Annotated in this window: 9 protein-coding genes; 4 read left to right on the forward strand and 5 right to left on the reverse strand. The window is 69.8% G+C overall.

Annotated elements, in window-relative coordinates; all coding sequences use genetic code 11:
- Positions 1 to 78 precede the first annotated feature (78 nt).
- Complete coding sequence (locus VET29_RS30720) at positions 79 to 2112, forward strand: transglycosylase domain-containing protein (protein ID WP_324926927.1); 2034 nt, start codon at positions 79 to 81, stop codon at positions 2110 to 2112.
- Positions 2113 to 2311: 199 nt separating this feature from the next.
- On the opposite strand, the gene VET29_RS30725 is transcribed toward VET29_RS30720, so the two are convergent.
- Both VET29_RS30725 and VET29_RS30730 read right to left on the reverse strand, forming a co-directional pair.
- The gene (locus tag VET29_RS30725; protein WP_324926930.1) at positions 2312 to 5632 is read right to left on the reverse strand and encodes a ThuA domain-containing protein; all 3321 of its coding nucleotides are present in this window, start codon (positions 5630 to 5632) and stop codon (positions 2312 to 2314) included.
- Between the two features lie 35 nt (positions 5633 to 5667).
- Entirely contained in the window at positions 5668 to 6783 is a 1116-nt protein-coding gene (locus VET29_RS30730; protein ID WP_324926933.1) for a sugar phosphate isomerase/epimerase, read from the reverse strand.
- Positions 6784 to 6990: 207 nt separating this feature from the next.
- Between VET29_RS30730 and VET29_RS30735 the strand changes: the two genes are divergently transcribed.
- Positions 6991 to 7467, forward strand: a complete 477-nt coding sequence (locus tag VET29_RS30735) for a nuclear transport factor 2 family protein (protein ID WP_324926936.1) — start codon at positions 6991 to 6993, stop codon at positions 7465 to 7467.
- A 507-nt stretch (positions 7468 to 7974) separates the two neighbouring features.
- Positions 7975 to 11325 carry a family 16 glycoside hydrolase gene (locus VET29_RS30740; protein WP_414636665.1) on the forward strand — a complete coding sequence of 1117 codons (3351 nt, stop codon included), beginning with the start codon at positions 7975 to 7977 and terminating at the stop codon, positions 11323 to 11325.
- A gap of 22 nt (positions 11326 to 11347) precedes the next feature.
- On the opposite strand, the gene VET29_RS30745 is transcribed toward VET29_RS30740, so the two are convergent.
- Entirely contained in the window at positions 11348 to 12481 is a 1134-nt protein-coding gene (locus tag VET29_RS30745; RefSeq protein ID WP_324926940.1) for an L-talarate/galactarate dehydratase, read from the reverse strand.
- A 171-nt stretch (positions 12482 to 12652) separates the two neighbouring features.
- Between VET29_RS30745 and VET29_RS30750 the strand changes: the two genes are divergently transcribed.
- Positions 12653 to 13003: a hypothetical protein gene (locus VET29_RS30750; protein ID WP_324926943.1), complete on the forward strand. Its 351-nt coding sequence runs from the start codon at positions 12653 to 12655 to the stop codon at positions 13001 to 13003.
- 85 nt (positions 13004 to 13088) lie between these two features.
- Here VET29_RS30750 and VET29_RS30755 read toward each other — a convergent pair whose 3' ends face one another.
- Positions 13089 to 14759 carry an endo-1,4-beta-xylanase gene (locus VET29_RS30755; RefSeq protein ID WP_324926946.1) on the reverse strand — a complete coding sequence of 557 codons (1671 nt, stop codon included), beginning with the start codon at positions 14757 to 14759 and terminating at the stop codon, positions 13089 to 13091.
- Between the two features lie 2 nt (positions 14760 to 14761).
- Positions 14762 to 16640, reverse strand: a 1879-nt coding sequence (locus tag VET29_RS30760; RefSeq protein WP_324926949.1) for a cellulose binding domain-containing protein, incomplete at its 5' end; no start/stop codon positions are given.

Below are 16640 nucleotides of genomic sequence, written 5' to 3' on the forward strand. Positions count from 1 at the left end.
AGGCATCTCTCAGCGCCCTCTCATCTTCCCTTCAGGTTCTGGGCACAGGGTGGTGAGCAACGGGACGAGGGGTGGCTGATGCGTGGGTTGTTGCGGTTGACCGGGGGAGTGCTGCTGGCGGGGATCCTGGTCGCCGCGTTGCTCGCGCCCGTCGTGGTGAGCAGCGGGCTGGCGGCCGGCAAGGTGGCCGCCACCGCCGCCAGCATCTCCCCGACGTCGCTCGACGGTCAGACGCCCCTGGTCACGACGGTCACCGACCGCGACGGCACGCCGATCGCGACGCTCTTCGACCAGTACCGGCTGCCGCTGGCGGCGAAGCAGGTCCCGGACACGCTCAAGGCCGCGATCATCTCCATCGAGGACCGGCACTTCTACACCGAACACGGCATCGACCCGGCCGCGGTGCTGCGTGCGCTGTTGAACAACATCGACGGCGGTCCCACGCAGGGCGGCTCGACGATCACCCAGCAGCTGGTGAAGAACTACCTGATCAACGTCGTCGACCGGAACGACCCGAAGGCGCAGGCCGAGGACCGGGCCGACACGCTCACCCGCAAGATCCGCGAGGCCCGGTCGGCCATCGAGCTGGACCGGTCGACCAGCAAGAACGACATCCTCACCGACTACCTCAACGTCGTCGAGCTCACCGGGCGCGTCTACGGCGCCGCGGCCGCCGCCCAGGCCTACTTCGGCGTGCCCGTGGACAAGCTGAACATCCAGCAGGCCGCCCTGCTCGCCGGGATGGTCAACAACCCGACCACCTACGACCCGTACGCGCACGCGCAGGCCACGCTCGACCGCCGCAACGAGGTCCTCGACGCGATGGCCGCCACCGGCTCGATCGACGAGAAGGCGGCGGCGGAGGCCAAGAAGACCCCGCTCGGCGTGGTCGCGGGCGGCCCGGACGTGCCGCCGAGCACGTGCGCGGGCGCCGCGCCGGACGCGGGGTTCCTGTGCCAGTACGCCCTGACCTACCTGCACTCGGTCACCGGGCTGTCGGGCGACCAGCTCGCGACCGGCGGCTACACCATCCGCACCACGCTGGACCCGGCGGTGAGCCGGGCGGCGAAGGACGCGGTCGACGCCAACGTGCCCACCACGCAGGACGGCGTGGCCAACACGATGGCGATCATCGCGCCGGGCAACGACGAGCACGAGGTCCTGGCGATGGTCGCGAACCGGAACCTGGGCACCGACGCGTCGCGGGGGGAGACGTCGAGCAACATCGTGTCCGAGGTGTCCGACCCGTTCGGCGCCGGTTCGGTGTTCAAGATCTTCACCGCGACGGCGGCCGTCGAGTCGGGGGCGGCGGGGCTGGACACGCCGCTGCCGAACCCGTCGAGCGGCTGCTACGCACTGTCGGGCGGCCGGTGCTACACCGTGCACAACGACGGCGGCTACCCCGACCCGATCAGCCTGGCGGACGGCCTCGCGACGTCGCCGAACACGGCGTTCGTCGGCCTGGAGACGAAGGTCGGCATGCCGGCGGTGCTGGACATGGCCAACCGGCTGGGCCTGCGGCAGACCCTGGCCGCCAACGACGCGGGCAAGACGCCGAACCCGTCGTCGGACGACCCGCAGCGCGGCGAGCCGCAGTCGAGGTACTTCCTGGACAAGCCGTCGTTCACGCTGGGCAACAGCCCGGTGAGCCCGCTGGAGCTGGCGAACGTGTCGGCGACGCTGATGTCCGGCGGCACGTGGTGCGCGCCCGACCCGGTCCGGTCGGTCACCGACCGGTTCGGCAAGGCCGTGACGCTGAAGACGCAGGCGTGCGACCAGGTGGTGTCGCCGGACGTCGCGAACACGGTCATGGCGGGCCTCTCCAAGGACACGACGGAAGGCACGTCCGCGGCGGCCGCGCGCTCGGCGGGCTGGAACCGGCCGGGCATCGGCAAGACCGGCACGACACAGACGAGCGAGTCGGTCGCGTTCGTGGGCGGGTCCGGCGGCTACGCGGTGTCCTCCCTGGTCTTCGCGGACAGCTCGGCACCGGGGGAGCTGTGCCCCGGCCCGCCGGTGCACATCGGTCGTTGCGGCCACGGCGCCTTCGGCGGCACGGTCGCCGCGCCGCCGTACTTCCACACGCTGAACACGCTGCTGGGCAGGAGCTGACGGCCCGCGACGCAGGACACCTGGTGGTCGCGGGGCGCGAAGATATCCTCCTCCAGAAGTCTGCCGATCATTTCCGTGCGGGACGTCACGCCGAGTTTTCCGAAAACCCACCCTCGCGGAGGAGACGCTTCGCGCACGCCGGTGACCGCCTTGTGAGGCACCGCCGCGCGAGAAGCGTTGCCCCACAAGGTGTCTGGGGTCAGGTCCGGGTGAACTCCACCCAGTTCAGGTTGAACAGGCCCGTCGCCGGGCCGCCGGTCGCCTGGGTGAAGACCAGGTACAGCCGGTGCGCGCCGGCCGGTTGGCTGACCGGCACGGTCTGGGCGGTCCACGCGTTCGAGCCGCTCGTCGCCGCCAGGGTGGCGGTGGTGACCAGCGGTCCGGTCGGTGAGTCCAGCCGCAGCTCCACCCCGGCCCGTGGCTGACCCGCCGTCCCGGCCGAGCCGCCCGCGTACCGGAAGGTCACGGCCGACGCGTCGCCCAGGTTGACCGGGTCGAACGCGATGTGGTCGCCGGCGTCGATGCTCGTCAGCGCGTTGCCGCCGCCCGTGTCGGAGCTGACGGTGACCTCCGTGCCCTTCTGCACCTGGGCGAACTCCGCCTGCTGGCGCGGGGTCTGGACCACCGTCTGCCCGATCGTGGTCAGCGGGGGCTGGCCACCGCCGCCGAGGTCCGTGTACGACGCGCTGATGCCGCCGTACAGGTACCCGCCGGCATGGTCGGCGCCGTCCGCCGGCGTCGGCAGCACACCGGTGCACCCGGTGGTCGAGCCCTGGCCGTGGCCATGGCCGTCATGGCCCAGCACGAACGTCACGGTCACCCGTGCGCAGTCGACCGTGCCGTCCTCCGGGTCGGTGACCGTCACCTCGAACGGGATGCCCTCGCCCCAGCCGAAGAACGAGCCACCCACCGGCGAGGTCACCGTCACCGCCGGCGCGGTGTTGCCGACGGTGATCGTGCGCGTCAGCACCGCGGTCCTGCCGCTGGAGTCGGTCACCGTGAGCTTCGCCGTGTACTGGCCGTTGGACGGGTAGGTGTGCGACGGGTTGGGGTCCGCCGAGTCGACCGTGCCGTCGCCGGTGAAGTCCCACGCGTACGAGATCGACTCGCCCGGGTCCGGGTCGTGCGTGCCCGCGCTGGAGAACGCCACGGCCAGCGGTGCCGTGCCGGACGTCGGTGTCGCGGTGAGCACCGCCACCGGCGAGCGGGTGCCCTTGACGTACCGGATCACCGACAGCTGCGCGTCCGGGTTCGGGCGGAAGAACCCGTCGCCGTACTCCAGCACGTACAGGTTGCCGTCCGGCCCGAACTCCATCTCCATCGGGTTGTCGAAGACGGTGCCCGGCAGGAACTGTTCCACGCCGACGAGGTTGCCCCTGCCGTCGGTCCGCATCATGAACAGCTTGTCCCGGGTGAACTCGCCGAACACGACCGAGTCGTCGTAGTACTCGGGGAACTTCGTGTCCGAGGTGGACTCGCGGTCGTAGGAGTAGAGCGGCCCGCCGTGCGGCCCGACGCCGCCGGTGCCGATCACGGGCCACTTGAAGTCGCACGCGGTCGGCGGGTTCGCCAGGTACTCGCCCGGGCACGGGGTCCGCGCCTCGTAGGTGTACCAGAACTGTGCCTGCCGCACCGGCGGCAGCACCCGCAACCCCGTGTTGTGCCGCGAGTCGTTCACCGCCGCGGCGCAGTCGAACGCCGAGCCCGGCGTGCGCGTGTCGAAGTCGAAGTCGATGTAGGGCAGGCTCGGCGAGACACACAGCGGCCAGCCGTAGTTGCCGGCCCTGTCGGTGCTGAACCACCGGCCCGTCCCCTCCGGGCCACGGGTGGGGCTGGCGGTGCGTGAGTCGGGGGAGTAGTCGCCGACGTACACCCGGCCCGACGGGTCAACGTCGAACCGGAACGGGTTGCGCAGGCCCATCAGGAAGATCTCCGGACGGGTCTTGCCGTCGTGGTCCGCCGACTCGGGGAACAGGTTCCCCCTCGGCACCGTGTAGGTCCCGTTGGCCCGCACCCTGATCCGCAGCAGCTTGCCGCGCAGGTCGTTGGTGTTGGCCGCGGAACGCCGGGCGTCCAGGCCGGGTGCGGCGTTCGCGCCGTCGTTGATCGGCGTGAAGCCGTCCGACCCGCCGGCGTTGGTGTCGTCGCCGGTGATCAGGAACAGGTTGCCCAGGCCGTCGAACTTGACCTTGCCGGCCACGTGGCAGCAGATGCCGCGGTCGGTGCCGACCCGCAGGATCCGCTGCTCGGTCGACAGGTCGAGGTGCGGCGCCGGCGTCTCGACCAGCTTCACGCGGGAGAGCTGGTTGTAGCCGGCGAACCTGTCCCACGCCGTCGGGTCCGTGCTGGACAGGGGCGCGTCGCCCTCGTTGACCCCCGGTGTCGACGGGTCGTCGACCGGGGTGTCGAGCACGGGTGCGTAGTAGATGTAGACCCACCTGTTGGTCGCGAAGCCCGGGTCGATCGCGAGGGTCTGCAGGCCGTCCTCGTCGTGGCTGTAGACCGGGATCGTGGTGATCACCGGGCTCGCGCCGGTCGCGGGGTCGTAGAGCCGGACCTCGCCGCCGCGGGTGTTGTGCAGCACCCGGCCGTCGGGCAGCACGGCGAGCGACATGGGCTCACCCGGCTCGTCGTTGAGCGTGACCTTCTCGTAGTTGGCGAGTACGGTCGCGCCGCAGTCGCCCTCGACCACGCCCGCGGCCCACTCGATGCCGCCGAGCAGGTGCCTGCGGACGGCGTTGTCCCGGTACGACTCGACGGAGTGACCGAGCCCGGTGTACCAGGAGCGGCCGCCGGCCTTGTCCTGGCACCAGGCGACCGGGTGGTCGAAGCCCATTGTTCCGCCGCTGAACGAACTCTCGTCCGCGGTGGCCAGCACGTGCTGCCTGCCACGCACGTTGGCCGCGAAGTTGTACCACTCCTCGGTCAGCGTGAGCGTGCGCGGCACGGTCTCGGTCGACGGGTGGACGCGGTCGGCGACCCGCACGTTCCCGCGGCCGACCCCGGCGACACCGGCGACCTTCGTGCCGACCAGTTCCTGGTAGAAGGCCCAGTCGGGCTCGGTCTCGGCGGCCGCGTGCACGCCGACGTAGCCACCGCCGGCGCGGATGTAGCCCTCGAACGCGGCCTGCTGGGTGTCGTCGAGGACGTCGCCGACGGTGTTGAGGAACACGACCGCCCGGAACCGCGTGAGGGTGCCCGGGGTGAACGCGGCGGCGTCCTGCGTGGCGGTGACCTGGAACCCGTTGTGCCTGGCCAGGTCTCGGATGGTCCGCACGCCGTCGGCGATCGACGGGCGTCGCTCGCCGACGGTCCTGGTGAAGACGAGCACGCGAAAGGTGTCCGGCCGGCGGTTGTCGGACCGCAGGGCGGCCGGACCGTTCTCCGGTGCGGAGAGGTCGCGGTCGCCCTGCCCGTCCGATGCCGCCGCGGCGGACACGCCGCCCGTGAGGGTGAGGGCCGCGGCGGCCACCAGACCGGTGGCCGCCGCGAGCCAGGTGCGTCTTGCCGAAGAAGCCATGGATTCTCCAGGTGCGACGGTGAACGCGGAGAGGTCTAGTGGCGGTAGATCGTCAGCGCGGACATGTTGTCGTAGCTGAGCTGGGCCTGCTGCAGGGACCGGCCCGGGTTGGCGGCGCCGCCGGGAGCGTTGTCGTTCTCCCAGTTGGCGTGGTGGAAGTTCTGCTGGCCGATGACCTCGAAGAACTGCTGGAAGTTGATGTCGCCGACGCCGAGCGCCGTCATGTCGTAGCCGTCGCCCGCGTTCGGGTTCTTGACGCCGTCCTTGGCGTGGAACAGCGGGAACCGGGTCGTGCGTGGCGCGACGGTGAGGATCGGGTCGAACAGGTCGGTCTGGGTGTTGCCGCGCCGGTCGGTGTAGGTCTGGTGCCGGAACCGCGCGACGTAGGCCCAGAAGATGTCCATCTCGAAGAACACGTACCGCGGGTCGGTGAGGCCGAAGAAGTACTCGAGCTTGCGCAGGCCGGTGCTGCGGGTCGGCTTGCCGTTCGCGTCGAGCGGGCCCGCGTCGAGCAGGAAGTCGTAGGCGTCGTGGTGGTTGTGCGTGTACAGGCGCAGGCCGCGGGCCCTCGCCTTGCGGCCGAGGTCGTTCCACACGTCGGCGGCGGCGTCCCAGTCGGAGCGGTAGCGGCTGCCGGACGGGTCGCCGCCGGTGCCGATGTTGCGCATGCCCAGCGTCTGGGCGATGTCCATCTCCTGCTCGAACGTGGCCGGGTTGATCGTGGTGTGGGTGCCGTTCGCGACCAGGCCGTTGTCGTCGAGGAGCTTGCGGATCTCGGCCGGGGTGATCTGCCGGCCCAGGATCGAGGTGTGCTGGGTGTAGCCGGCGAACTCGACCTCGGAGTAGCCGCACCTGGCGACCGCCTCGAGGACCTGTGCGAAGCCGTACGGCACGCCGGTGTTGTCCGGCGCCGCGGTGATCCGGTCGCGGACGCTGTAGAGGATCATCCCGCGGTTGCGCTGGGGGATCAGCGGTTCGGCGTGCAGGCCACCGCCATGCCCGTGGTCGCCGCCCTTGCCTTTCTCGGCCAGCGCCGGGCCCGCGGTCGCGATGATCGGCGCGCCGGCCGCGGCGAGCACGGCGGCGGCGCCCGCGGTCGCCTTGAACACGTCGCGCCGGGTGAAGCTGGATCGGTCGGGGGTCTCGTCCATGAGTGATGCGCACCTTTCCCAACACCGCGTCACTTTGTGACAACTGTGTGAAGACTTCGGCGCGAAGTATCACACGCTTTTAGTCAAGAACGACATACTTTTGTCGACCTATGACAAAAGTTGGTTCATGTGGGGGAGTGCTGGTAGTTCAAGATCAAACGAGAACACGTTCTTGTGTCGGCGTCCGCCGGGGCGGAAGCTTGACGCATGGACCTCGTCGTACTCGAAGAGATCAAGCGTCTCAAGCACCGCTACCTCCGCTGCGTCGACACGAAGGACTGGGACGGGCTCGCGGACGTCCTCACCGCCGACGCCGTCGCGGACTACGGGACCCCGACGTACGGCCGCCCGCTGCGGCTGGAGGGCCGTGACGCGATCGTCGGCTTCATGCGCAAGCAGCTCGGTCCCGGCTTGATCACCACGCACTTCGCCACACAGCCGGAGATCGACGTCGACGGCGACGAGGCGAGCGGGACCTGGGCCTTCCAGGACACGGTCATCGCCGTCGAGCACGGCGTGGTGATCATCGGCGCGGCGTTCTACGAGGACCGCTACCGCCGCGAGGACGGCCGCTGGCGCATCGCGCACACCGGCTACCAGCGCACCTACGAGGCGACGCTCAAGCTCGCCGACCTGCCCAGCTTCCGCCTCACCGCGAACCGCTGGGCGCCGCAACCGGCATAGAACGCGTTCCACTCGACGGCGGAGCCGAGCGGCCCGGCTGAGCCTGGTCCTCGCCCGTCCGGCATCGAAACCGCGACTCGGTGTGCGCGAACGCGGGACTCGGGGTGTGTGAACGCGGGGCTCGGGGTGTGTGAACGCGCGACTCGCGCTGTGCGAACGCGGGACTCGCGCGTGTGTGAACGCGCGACTCGGTGTGTGCGAACGCAGGACTCGGTGTGCGCGAACGCGGGACTCGGCCTGTTTGAATGCGGGACTCGCGCGTGTGTGAACGCGGGACTCGGTGTGTTTGAACGCGGGGTTCGGGGTGCTTTGGGGGCGGGACTCGCGGTGGTGGGGGTGTGGGTTGGGGTGGTGGGTGGTTTGGGTGGGGGTCGAACTATTGCGTCCGTTTGACGTAACTTTGTTGAAAACAAGCAGACTTTCGTTGACCGTCGACAAAAGTGGCCTTAACGTTCAGCGCACGCGGTGTGACCCCCTGCTTCAATCCTCCGCTCTCGGGAGCAAGACATGCGTCTGTCGTCCCTTGCCGCGCTGTGCGCTGCCCTCATTGTCAACGTTGTCGTGGCGATGCCCGCGCAGGCGGCCGTGCCACCTCAGGAACCCGGCGTGACGTTACGGGTCTTCGACGTCCAGGTGGAGCTCGACCGGTTGTGCACGCTCAAGTCCGGTCAGACGCCGAACATCGACAAGCTGATGCCGAACATCGACTGGACCGGTGACGCGTTCGGCATCCAGGACTTCTTCGTCTCCGAGGCCACCGGCAACGTCAACATCACGACGGCCGGCAGCTACACGTTCCGGCTCACCAGTGACGACGGCTCACGCATGAGCCTCGACAACACGGTCCTCATCAACAACGACGGCCTGCACGGCGCGACGGCGGTCGAAGGCACCGTGTCGCTGACCACCGGCTACCACGGGTTCAAGATCGAGCACTTCGACCGGGCCGGCGGCCAGCAGGTCACGCTCGAATGGCGGCCACCCGGGGCGAGCGCGTTCGCGGTCGTGCCGAACAGCGTCCTGAGCACCGACTCGGGCGTCGTCCGCGTGACCGCGCCGGGCCGCAAGGAGTGCATCGGCGGCAACGACTCGCCCGGCGACGGCCTACAGCTGAACGCCGTGCACCCGGACCTCACGCTGACCAACCTGCGCCCCAACGGTTTCCAGCCGCAGGTGACCGGCATGGACTGGTTGCCCGACGGTCGCCTCGCCATCACCACCTGGGGCGGCTCCAACAACACCGTCGGCGAGGTCTACCTGCTGAGCAACGTCACCGGCACCACCAACTCCTCGCGGGTGACCACGCAGCGGATCGCCAGCGGGCTCAAGGAGCCGATGGGCATCAAGTACGTCGACGGCAAGCTCTACGTGTCCCAGAAGACCGGGCTCACGGAGCTGAACGACACCAACGGCGACTGGGTCACCGACAACTACCGCACCGTCGCGACCTGGCCCTTCGGCGGCAACTTCCACGAGTTCGCGTTCGGCCTGCTCTACCAGGACGGCTCCTTCTACATCAACCTGTCCGTCGCCATCGACGAGGGCGGCAACACCACCAACCCCCAGCCGTCGGCCAACCGCGGCTCCACGATCAAGGTGAACAAGGCCACCGGCGCGGTCTCCTACATCGCAGGCGGGCTGCGCACGCCACACGGCATCGGCTGGGGACCCGCCGGCGACCTCTTCGTCACCGACAACCAGGGTGGCTGGCTGCCGGCGTCGAAACTGGTGCAGATCAAGCAGAACCGCTTCTTCAACCACTACATGAACCCGCCGGGGCCGTTCGAGTCGCAGCCGATCACGCAGCCCGTGCTGTGGTTGCCGCAGAACGAGATCGCGAACTCCCCGAGCAACCCGATCCTGCTCTCGCAGGGCCCGTTCGCCGGCCAGCTCGTCTTCGGTGACGTGACCTACGGCGGCATCCAGCGCGGCTTCCTGGAGAAGGTCAACGGCGAGTACCAGGGCGCCGTCTTCCGCATGACCCAAGGGCTCGAGTCCGGCGTGAGCCGCATGACGCTGGGCCCGGACGGCGCCCTGTACACCGGCGGCATCGGCGCGGGCGGCAACTGGGGCCAGGCGGGCAAGCTGACCTACGGCCTGCAGAAGGTGGCGTTCAACGGCACCAACGCGTTCGACATCCTGGCCATGCGCGCGGTCGCGGGCGGCTTCGAGCTGGAGTACACCCAGCCGCTGTCCGACGCCACGGTCAGTGGTCTGGTGTCGAAGTACCAGGCACAGCAGTGGCGTTACGTGCCGACGGTGGCCTACGGCGGCCCGAAGGTCGACGAGGAGACCCTCCCGGTCACGTCGGCGACGGTGTCCTCGGACCGCAAGAAGGTCACGATCAAGCTGTCCGGCCTGAAGGCGGGCCGGGTCGTGCACGTCCGGTCGCCGCGTCCGTTCGCCTCGCAGAGTGGCGAGCAGCTGTGGAGCACCGAGGCCTGGTACACGCTCAACGCCGTGGTCGGGCCCTATGTGGACACCGACTACGAGGCCGAGGCGGCGGCGCTGACCGGTGGCGCGGTGGTGAACACCGACCACCCGGGCTACTCGGGCACGGGGTTCGTGGCCGGCTACTGGAACCAGAACGCGTCGACGGCGTTCACCGTGAGCGTGCCCTCTGCCGGTACCTACCAGGCACGACTGCGCTTCGCGAACGGTCAGGCCGCTGCGAAGACGGTGAGCCTGTACGTGAACGGGACGAAGGTCCGCCAGATCTCCTTGGCGAGCACCGGGAACTGGGACACATGGGCGACCGCCACCGAGTCGGTGAGCCTCGCCGCGGGCACGAACGCCATCTCCTACCGCTACGACAGCGGCGACGGTGGCAACGTGAACGTCGACAGGCTCACCGTCGGCGCGAACTCGCTGGTGGCCGACGCCGACCTCGAGGCCGAGTCGGCGGGGCTGGCCGGTGGCGCGGTGGTCAACACCGACCACGCCGGCTACTCGGGAAGCGGCTTCGTCGCCGGCTACTGGAACCAGGGCGCGGCCACCACGTTCAACGCGAACGTGCCCACCGCGGGCACCTACCAGGCGCGGCTGCGCTACTCGAACGGTCCGAACCCGTTCGCGGGCAACAAGAGGCTGAGCCTGTACGTCAACGGCGCGAAGGTGCGGCAGATCAACCTGGCGAGCACCGGGAACTGGGACACGTGGGCCACCTCGACCGAGCTGGTGGCACTGAACGCGGGTGCCAACACGGTGTCCTACCGGTACGACAGCGGCGACGACGGCAACGTGAACCTCGACAGGATGACGCTCACGGCCGGTTCCCGGATCACGCTGTTCGACGGGTCCAACCTGGACGCGTGGGAGGCGAGGGCGGGCGGCGCCGCGACGTGGCCGATCTCCGGCGGCTCGGTGGAGTCGCTCGGTGGTGACATCCGGACGAAGCAGAAGTTCGGCGACGCCCGGGTGCACGTCGAGTGGTTCGAGCCGGAGTTCCCACCGGAGGTGACCGGGCAGGCCCGCGGCAACAGCGGCGTGTACCTGCAGGAGCGGTACGAGGTGCAGGTGCTGGAGTCCTACGGCCACGCGCCGGCGAACAACGAGGGCGGCAGCATCTACCTGAAGCGTGCCCCCTCCACCAACGCGGGAACGCCGTCCGGCACGTGGCAGACCTACGACATCACGTTCCGCGCGGCCCGGTTCGACAGCGCCGGCAACAAGCTCGCGAACGCGCGGTTCACGCTGGTGTGGAACGGCGTGGTCGTCCAGAACGACGTCGAGGTCGACGGCGGCACGGGTGACAGCCTCGGCGAGGACGCGACCCTGCAGTCCATCCGTCTTCAGGACCACGGCGACGCGGGCGCGAACCCGCGCTTCCGCAACATCTGGATCGAACCGCTGACATAGGTGGACACCGGGTGGACGGTGGTCAGGAACCGATGGTGGTCCTGTCCACCGTCCACGCGCGTGCCTGCTCGCTCAGCGTGATGCCGAGCCCCGGCCGGCCGGACAGGTGCATGCGGCCGTCGCGGCACTCCAGCCGCTCGTTGAACAGCGGGTACAGCCAGTCGAAGTGCTCGACCCACGGCTCGTCGGGGTACGCCGCCGCCAGGTGCACGTGGATCTCCATCGCGTAGTGCGGCGCGAGGCCGAGGTTCGCGTGCTCGGCGAGCGTCGCGAGCTTCAGGAACTGGGTGATGCCGCCGATCCGCGGCGCGTCCGGCTGCAGGATGTCGACGGCCCGGTGGCGGATCAGCTCACGGTGCTCGGCGACGCTCGTCAGCATCTCGCCGCTCGCCACCGCGGTGGTCAGCGTGCGCGCGAGGTCCGCGTGTCCCTCGGCGTCGTAGGCGTCCAGTGGCTCCTCGATCCAGACCAGGCCGAACTCGTCCAGGGCCTGGCCCATGCGCGCCGCCGTCGGCCGGTCCCACTGCTGGTTCGCGTCGACCATGAGCGGCACGTCGTCGCCGAGGTGCTCGCGTACCGCCGCGACCCTGCGCAGGTCCGCGCGCCAGTCCGGCTGACCGACCTTGATCTTGATGCCGCCGATGCCGGCGGAGAGCGTGCGGGTGGCGTTGTCCTTGACCTGCTCGACCGGCTCGTGCAGGAACCCGCCGGAGGTGTCGTAGCAACGCACCGAGTCCCGGTGCGCGCCGAGGAGCTTGGCCAGCGGCAGGCCCGCCCGCCTGGCCTTCAGGTCCCAGAGCGCGACGTCGACGGCCGCCAGCGCCTGTGTCGCCGCGCCGCTGCGCCCGACCGACGCGCCCGCCCAGACGAGCTTGGTCCACAGCCGGCCGATGTCGCTCGGGTCCTCGCCGATGAGGTCCGGCGCGACCTCGCGAGCGTGCGCGAACTGGGCGGGGCCGCCGGCACGCTTGGCGTAGCTGAAGCCGACACCCTCGTGCCCGCCCTCGGTGGTGATCTCGGCGAACAGGAACGCGACCTCGGTCATCGGCCGCTGCCGCCCGGTCAGCACCTTGGCGTCGCTGATGCCCGTCGGCAGCGGCAGGGTCACCGACGAGAGCGTCACGGAGTCGATGCGGTCCAGCACGGCGGCGGTCATGACCCCAAGGTAGGAACGGCCGCGATGCCTGTCCAAGGTTTGTTTCGCATGACGCGATACCCGTCGGACATGGTGCACGACGGCGGCGGGGAGAGTTCGTCGTTCGGCCACGTCGCGGGGTGGAGGGACCGTACACTCCTCGCGCCAGGTTGGGGTCACTGGAGGGTTCCCATGTCCGCGGCTGATGAGTACCAGGTTCCCGTCGACCGGCCCGCTCGGTCCGATGAGGAGCGGGCCGCCGACTTCGACGAGCTGATGCGGCTCGAGCGAAGTCGGAACCAGGCGCCCGTCAGTGGTCTGGGGGTCGCCGCCCTCGGGTTCGCGCTCGCCTTCGTCCTGCTTGCCTACTTCTTCGGGATGTTCTCACTCGTCGTGGGCGCCTCGGCCCTGGTCTTCGGAGTCTTCGCCCTGCCGCAACTCAGGCACGGCGAACGACGGGGACTGGTCTTCGTGCTCGCCGCCATGGTGGTGCTCGCCGCCGGCGTGGCGCTCATCGTGAGTGCCGTGCACCAGGCGAGCTGACCACGCGGTCTCGTCCGGACATGGCGAAGCGGAGGCCCCACCGCGTCGTGGGTCACCTCCGCCTCGCCGGCGAGCGCGGTCCGGCTCACGCCGTCGCGCAGGTCGCGCCGTTCAGTGTGAACGTGGCCGGGGCCGTGTTGGTCCCGGTGTAGGTGCCGTTGAAGCCGATCTGCGTCGACCCGTTGGGGGCGAGGTTCCCGTTGTAGGACATGCTCGTCGCGGTCACGTTCGCGCTCCCCGACGCCTGCGCCCACGTGGCGTTCCAGCCCTGGCTCACCCGCTGGCCGGCCGGGAACGCGAACGCCAGCGTCCAGCCGTTCGTCGCGGTCGTGCCGGTGTTGGTGATCGTCACGGCCGCGGTGAAGCCCGTGCCGCCGCCCCAGTTCGAGGCGCTGTAGACCACTCGGCACGGGCCCGTCGCCGGACCGTCCTGGGTCGTGAACGTCACCGTCGCCGACGGGGGCGACAGGTTGCCGGCGCCGTCCCGGGCCCGCACGTAGACCTCGTACGACGTGGCCGGGGACAGGCTCGTCAACGTCGCCGAGTTGGTCGTGGTCTGGGCCAGCAGCGGGTCCGTGGTGCCGTGTTCCCGGTAGACGTTGTAGCCGGACAGGCCGCTGCCGCCGCTGTCGGTGGAGGCCGTCCACGACAGCGCCGCGCCGCCGGCCGTCACGCTCGACGCGGTCGGGGTGCCCGGGGTCGTCGGCGGGGTGGTGTCGGTGCTGCTGCCGCCCGCCAGCGCGTCGTGCACCGCCGTGTACGCCGGCTTGACCCCGAAGTTCTCGTCCACCAGCAGCGCCGCGCCCTCGCCGGGGAACGTGCTCGGCACCCACGAGTACTTGTCGGTGTAGCCCCACGTCGTGATGCCCACGCAGCGGGCCACCGCCAGGCACGCGTTCGTGACGTCGCGGTAGTAGGTCGCCTGCGTAGCGAGCTTCGTGGCGTCCGATGGCAGCTGCATGCGGACGTCCAGCTCGGTGATCGCCACGTCCAGGCCCAGGTTCGCGAACCGCGCCAGGTTCTGCCGCATCTGGTTCGGGAAGCCGTACTGGATCGCCAGGTGCGCCTGGAAGCCGACGCCGTCGATCGGGACACCCTGCGCCAGCAGCGACTGCACCAGGCTGTACATGCCGTCGCTCTTCGCGCCGAGGCCGTCGGTGTTGTAGTCGTTGATGTACAGCTTGACGTTCGGGTCCGCCGCGCGGGCCGCGCGGAACGCGTCCGCGATGTAGCTCGTGCCGAGCTTGGTGTACCAGAACGAGTTCCGCATCGTGCCGTCCTCGTTCAGCGGCTCGTTCACCACGTCCCAGGCGTACAGCTGGCCCTTGAAGTGGGTGACCACGTTGGTGATGTGGTTGGCGAGGGCCGTGCGCAGCGACGTCGCGTCCAGGTTCTGCACCCAGCTCGGCGTCTGGTTGTGCCACACCAGCGTGTGGCCGCGGAGCTGCTGGCCGTTGGTCCGCGCCAGGCTCATGATCTCCTCGGCGCGGGAGTAGCTGAACTGGCCCTGTGACGGCTCGGTCGAGTCCCACTTCATCGCGTTGCCCGGGGTCAGCATGTTGAACTCGTTCGCGATGTGGGTGCGGTAGGTGGCGTCGGAGATCTCGCTGTTGTCGACGGCGTCGCCCATGTACCTGCCCGCCGCCGCGGCGTGGACCTTCAGCGGGTCCGCGGCGGCCGGGGCGGCCAGGACGGCCATCCCGGCCAGTCCTAACAGGACGGTCGTCGTCGCGGCGAGTGTCTTTCGTGCGAACATGGCTAGCTCCCGGTCGTGCAGGGGTTGTTGTTGACCATGAACCCGGCCGGGGCCGGGTTGGACCCCGTCCACGAGCCGTTGAACCCGACCCGCACCGATCCGCCCGGTGCGATCGAGCCGTTGTAGTCCAGGTTGGTGGCGGTCACCTCGGCACTGCCACTCGCCTGTACCCACGTGGCGCCCCAGCCGCTGGTCACCCGCTGCCCGGCCGGGAACGTGAACCCCAGCTTCCAGGCGCTGACCGCGCTCGTGCCGGTGTTGGCGATCGTCACCGAGCCGGTGAAGCCGCCCGGCCACTGGTCGACGCCGTAGGTCACCTTGCAGGTACCGCCGGCCGGCGGGGGATCGGTCGGGTCCGTCGGGTCGGTCGGATCCGTCGGGTCGGTTGTCGGCGGCGGCTCGGCACCGGTCCGGTCGGCGTAGAGGATGCCGCGACCGTTGGTGCCGAGGTAGACCCGGCCGTAGATCCGCGGGTCGCCCGTCAGCGCCTCGCCCATGTTGCCGTACTGGTGCCGGTCGTCGTTGATCCGCACCCAGGTGGCGCCGGTGTCGTCGGAGCGGTACACCCCGCTGACACCGTCGACCACGCCGACGATGAACAGCGCCATGTTCGTCCGGCCCGGTGCCGCCTTGCCGAAGCCGACGTTGCGGGCCGACGTCACGCTGGACACCTTCGTGAACGACGTGCCCGAGTTCGTCGAGTGGAACAGGCCGGTGTCGCCGGCCAGCCAGAGGTCACCCTCCCGGCCCGGCATGGCTTTGAACTTCGCCGTCGCCGGCAGCCCGGTCGACACCGTCTGCGTGAACGTCGCGCCGCCGTTCACGCTGACGTAGAACCGGCCGCCGTCGAACCCGTAGAACTTGTTCGCGTTGACCCGGTCCGACTCGACGAGCGACGCCGTCGGCAGGCCCTGGACCTGCGTCCACGAGTTGCCGAAGCCGACCGAGTAGTACGGCGGGACGGCGTGCGGGGACCACACGAACCGGCTGCCGTCCGCGGCCGCCGCGACCGTGCCCCCCTCGTTGACACCACTGGGTTCGGTGCCCTGGAACCAGTTCGCGCCGCCGTCGGTCGAGAACGCGACGTGGCTGTCGTTCGGGCGGTCGGCGTCGGTGAAGTTCCCGGCCCGCACCAGCACGCTCGGGTTGGTCTCGGCGTAGTCGAGGCTGGTGGTGGTCGTGAAGAGGGGTTGGGTGAACATCGAGGGCGGCACGGTCGTCAGGCTCGCGTGCCGGAAGCCGCCGAGGTCACCCAGCCCCGAGACCAGCGGTGCGCCGGTCGGCGGGCTGACGAGGTCCAGGACCGCGGTCTCCTCGAGGCCCGCGGCCATCGGCCTGATCGTGAACCGGGTGTTCGAGTCCCAGTTGGACAGGTTGGTCGTGCCGTAGACCGTCGCGCCGGTGCCGTACATCATGCGGTTGGAGTTGAGCGGGTCGATCTCCAGCGACTCGGTCATCCAGCCGAGCTTCGGCGTCACCTCGGGTGGTTGCGGGTTGGTGCCGAAGGACAGCCACGGCGCGGCGGAGATGTCCTGTGTGTACCGGAAGCTGCGGTTGGGGTAGGAGGTCCAGTCCCAGACCCGCGTCCAGCTCGCGCCGCCGTTGGTGCTGCGGAAGAAGATGACGTCCGGCCACCACGAGATCTGCGTCGCCACCATGATCGTGTTCGGGTTCTGCCGGTCGATCGTCAGCCCGCTGTAGCCGAAGTAGTCGTCGCCGCTCGACGACGGGATCGGGCTGATCTGCGTCCAGGTGCCGGAGTTGGTGCCGTACTTCCACACGTCGCCCTTCGCGCCGGCGTAGGGGCCGGCGACGTCGCTCGTCGCGATGTACAGCACGTGGTTGACCGGGTCCACGACGCCCTTGTGCGCCAGGTATCCG

The sequence above is a fragment of the Actinophytocola sp. genome (assembly GCF_035634895.1).
In the GTDB taxonomy this organism is placed as follows: Bacteria; Actinomycetota; Actinomycetes; order Mycobacteriales; family Pseudonocardiaceae; genus Actinophytocola.

Bases quoted from the DNA above. Each gene is read 5' to 3' on its own strand.
- VET29_RS30720 (WP_324926927.1), top strand. From the start codon at position 79: ATGCGTGGGTTGTTGCGGTTGACCGGGGGAGTGCTGCTGGCGGGGATC.
- VET29_RS30725 (WP_324926930.1), bottom strand. From the start codon at position 5,632: ATGGCTTCTTCGGCAAGACGCACCTGGCTCGCGGCGGCCACCGGTCTG.
- VET29_RS30730 (WP_324926933.1), bottom strand. From the start codon at position 6,783: ATGGACGAGACCCCCGACCGATCCAGCTTCACCCGGCGCGACGTGTTC.
- VET29_RS30735 (WP_324926936.1), top strand. From the start codon at position 6,991: ATGGACCTCGTCGTACTCGAAGAGATCAAGCGTCTCAAGCACCGCTAC.
- VET29_RS30740 (WP_414636665.1), top strand. From the start codon at position 7,975: ATGCGTCTGTCGTCCCTTGCCGCGCTGTGCGCTGCCCTCATTGTCAAC.
- VET29_RS30745 (WP_324926940.1), bottom strand. From the start codon at position 12,481: ATGACCGCCGCCGTGCTGGACCGCATCGACTCCGTGACGCTCTCGTCG.
- VET29_RS30750 (WP_324926943.1), top strand. From the start codon at position 12,653: ATGTCCGCGGCTGATGAGTACCAGGTTCCCGTCGACCGGCCCGCTCGG.
- VET29_RS30755 (WP_324926946.1), bottom strand. From the start codon at position 14,759: ATGTTCGCACGAAAGACACTCGCCGCGACGACGACCGTCCTGTTAGGA.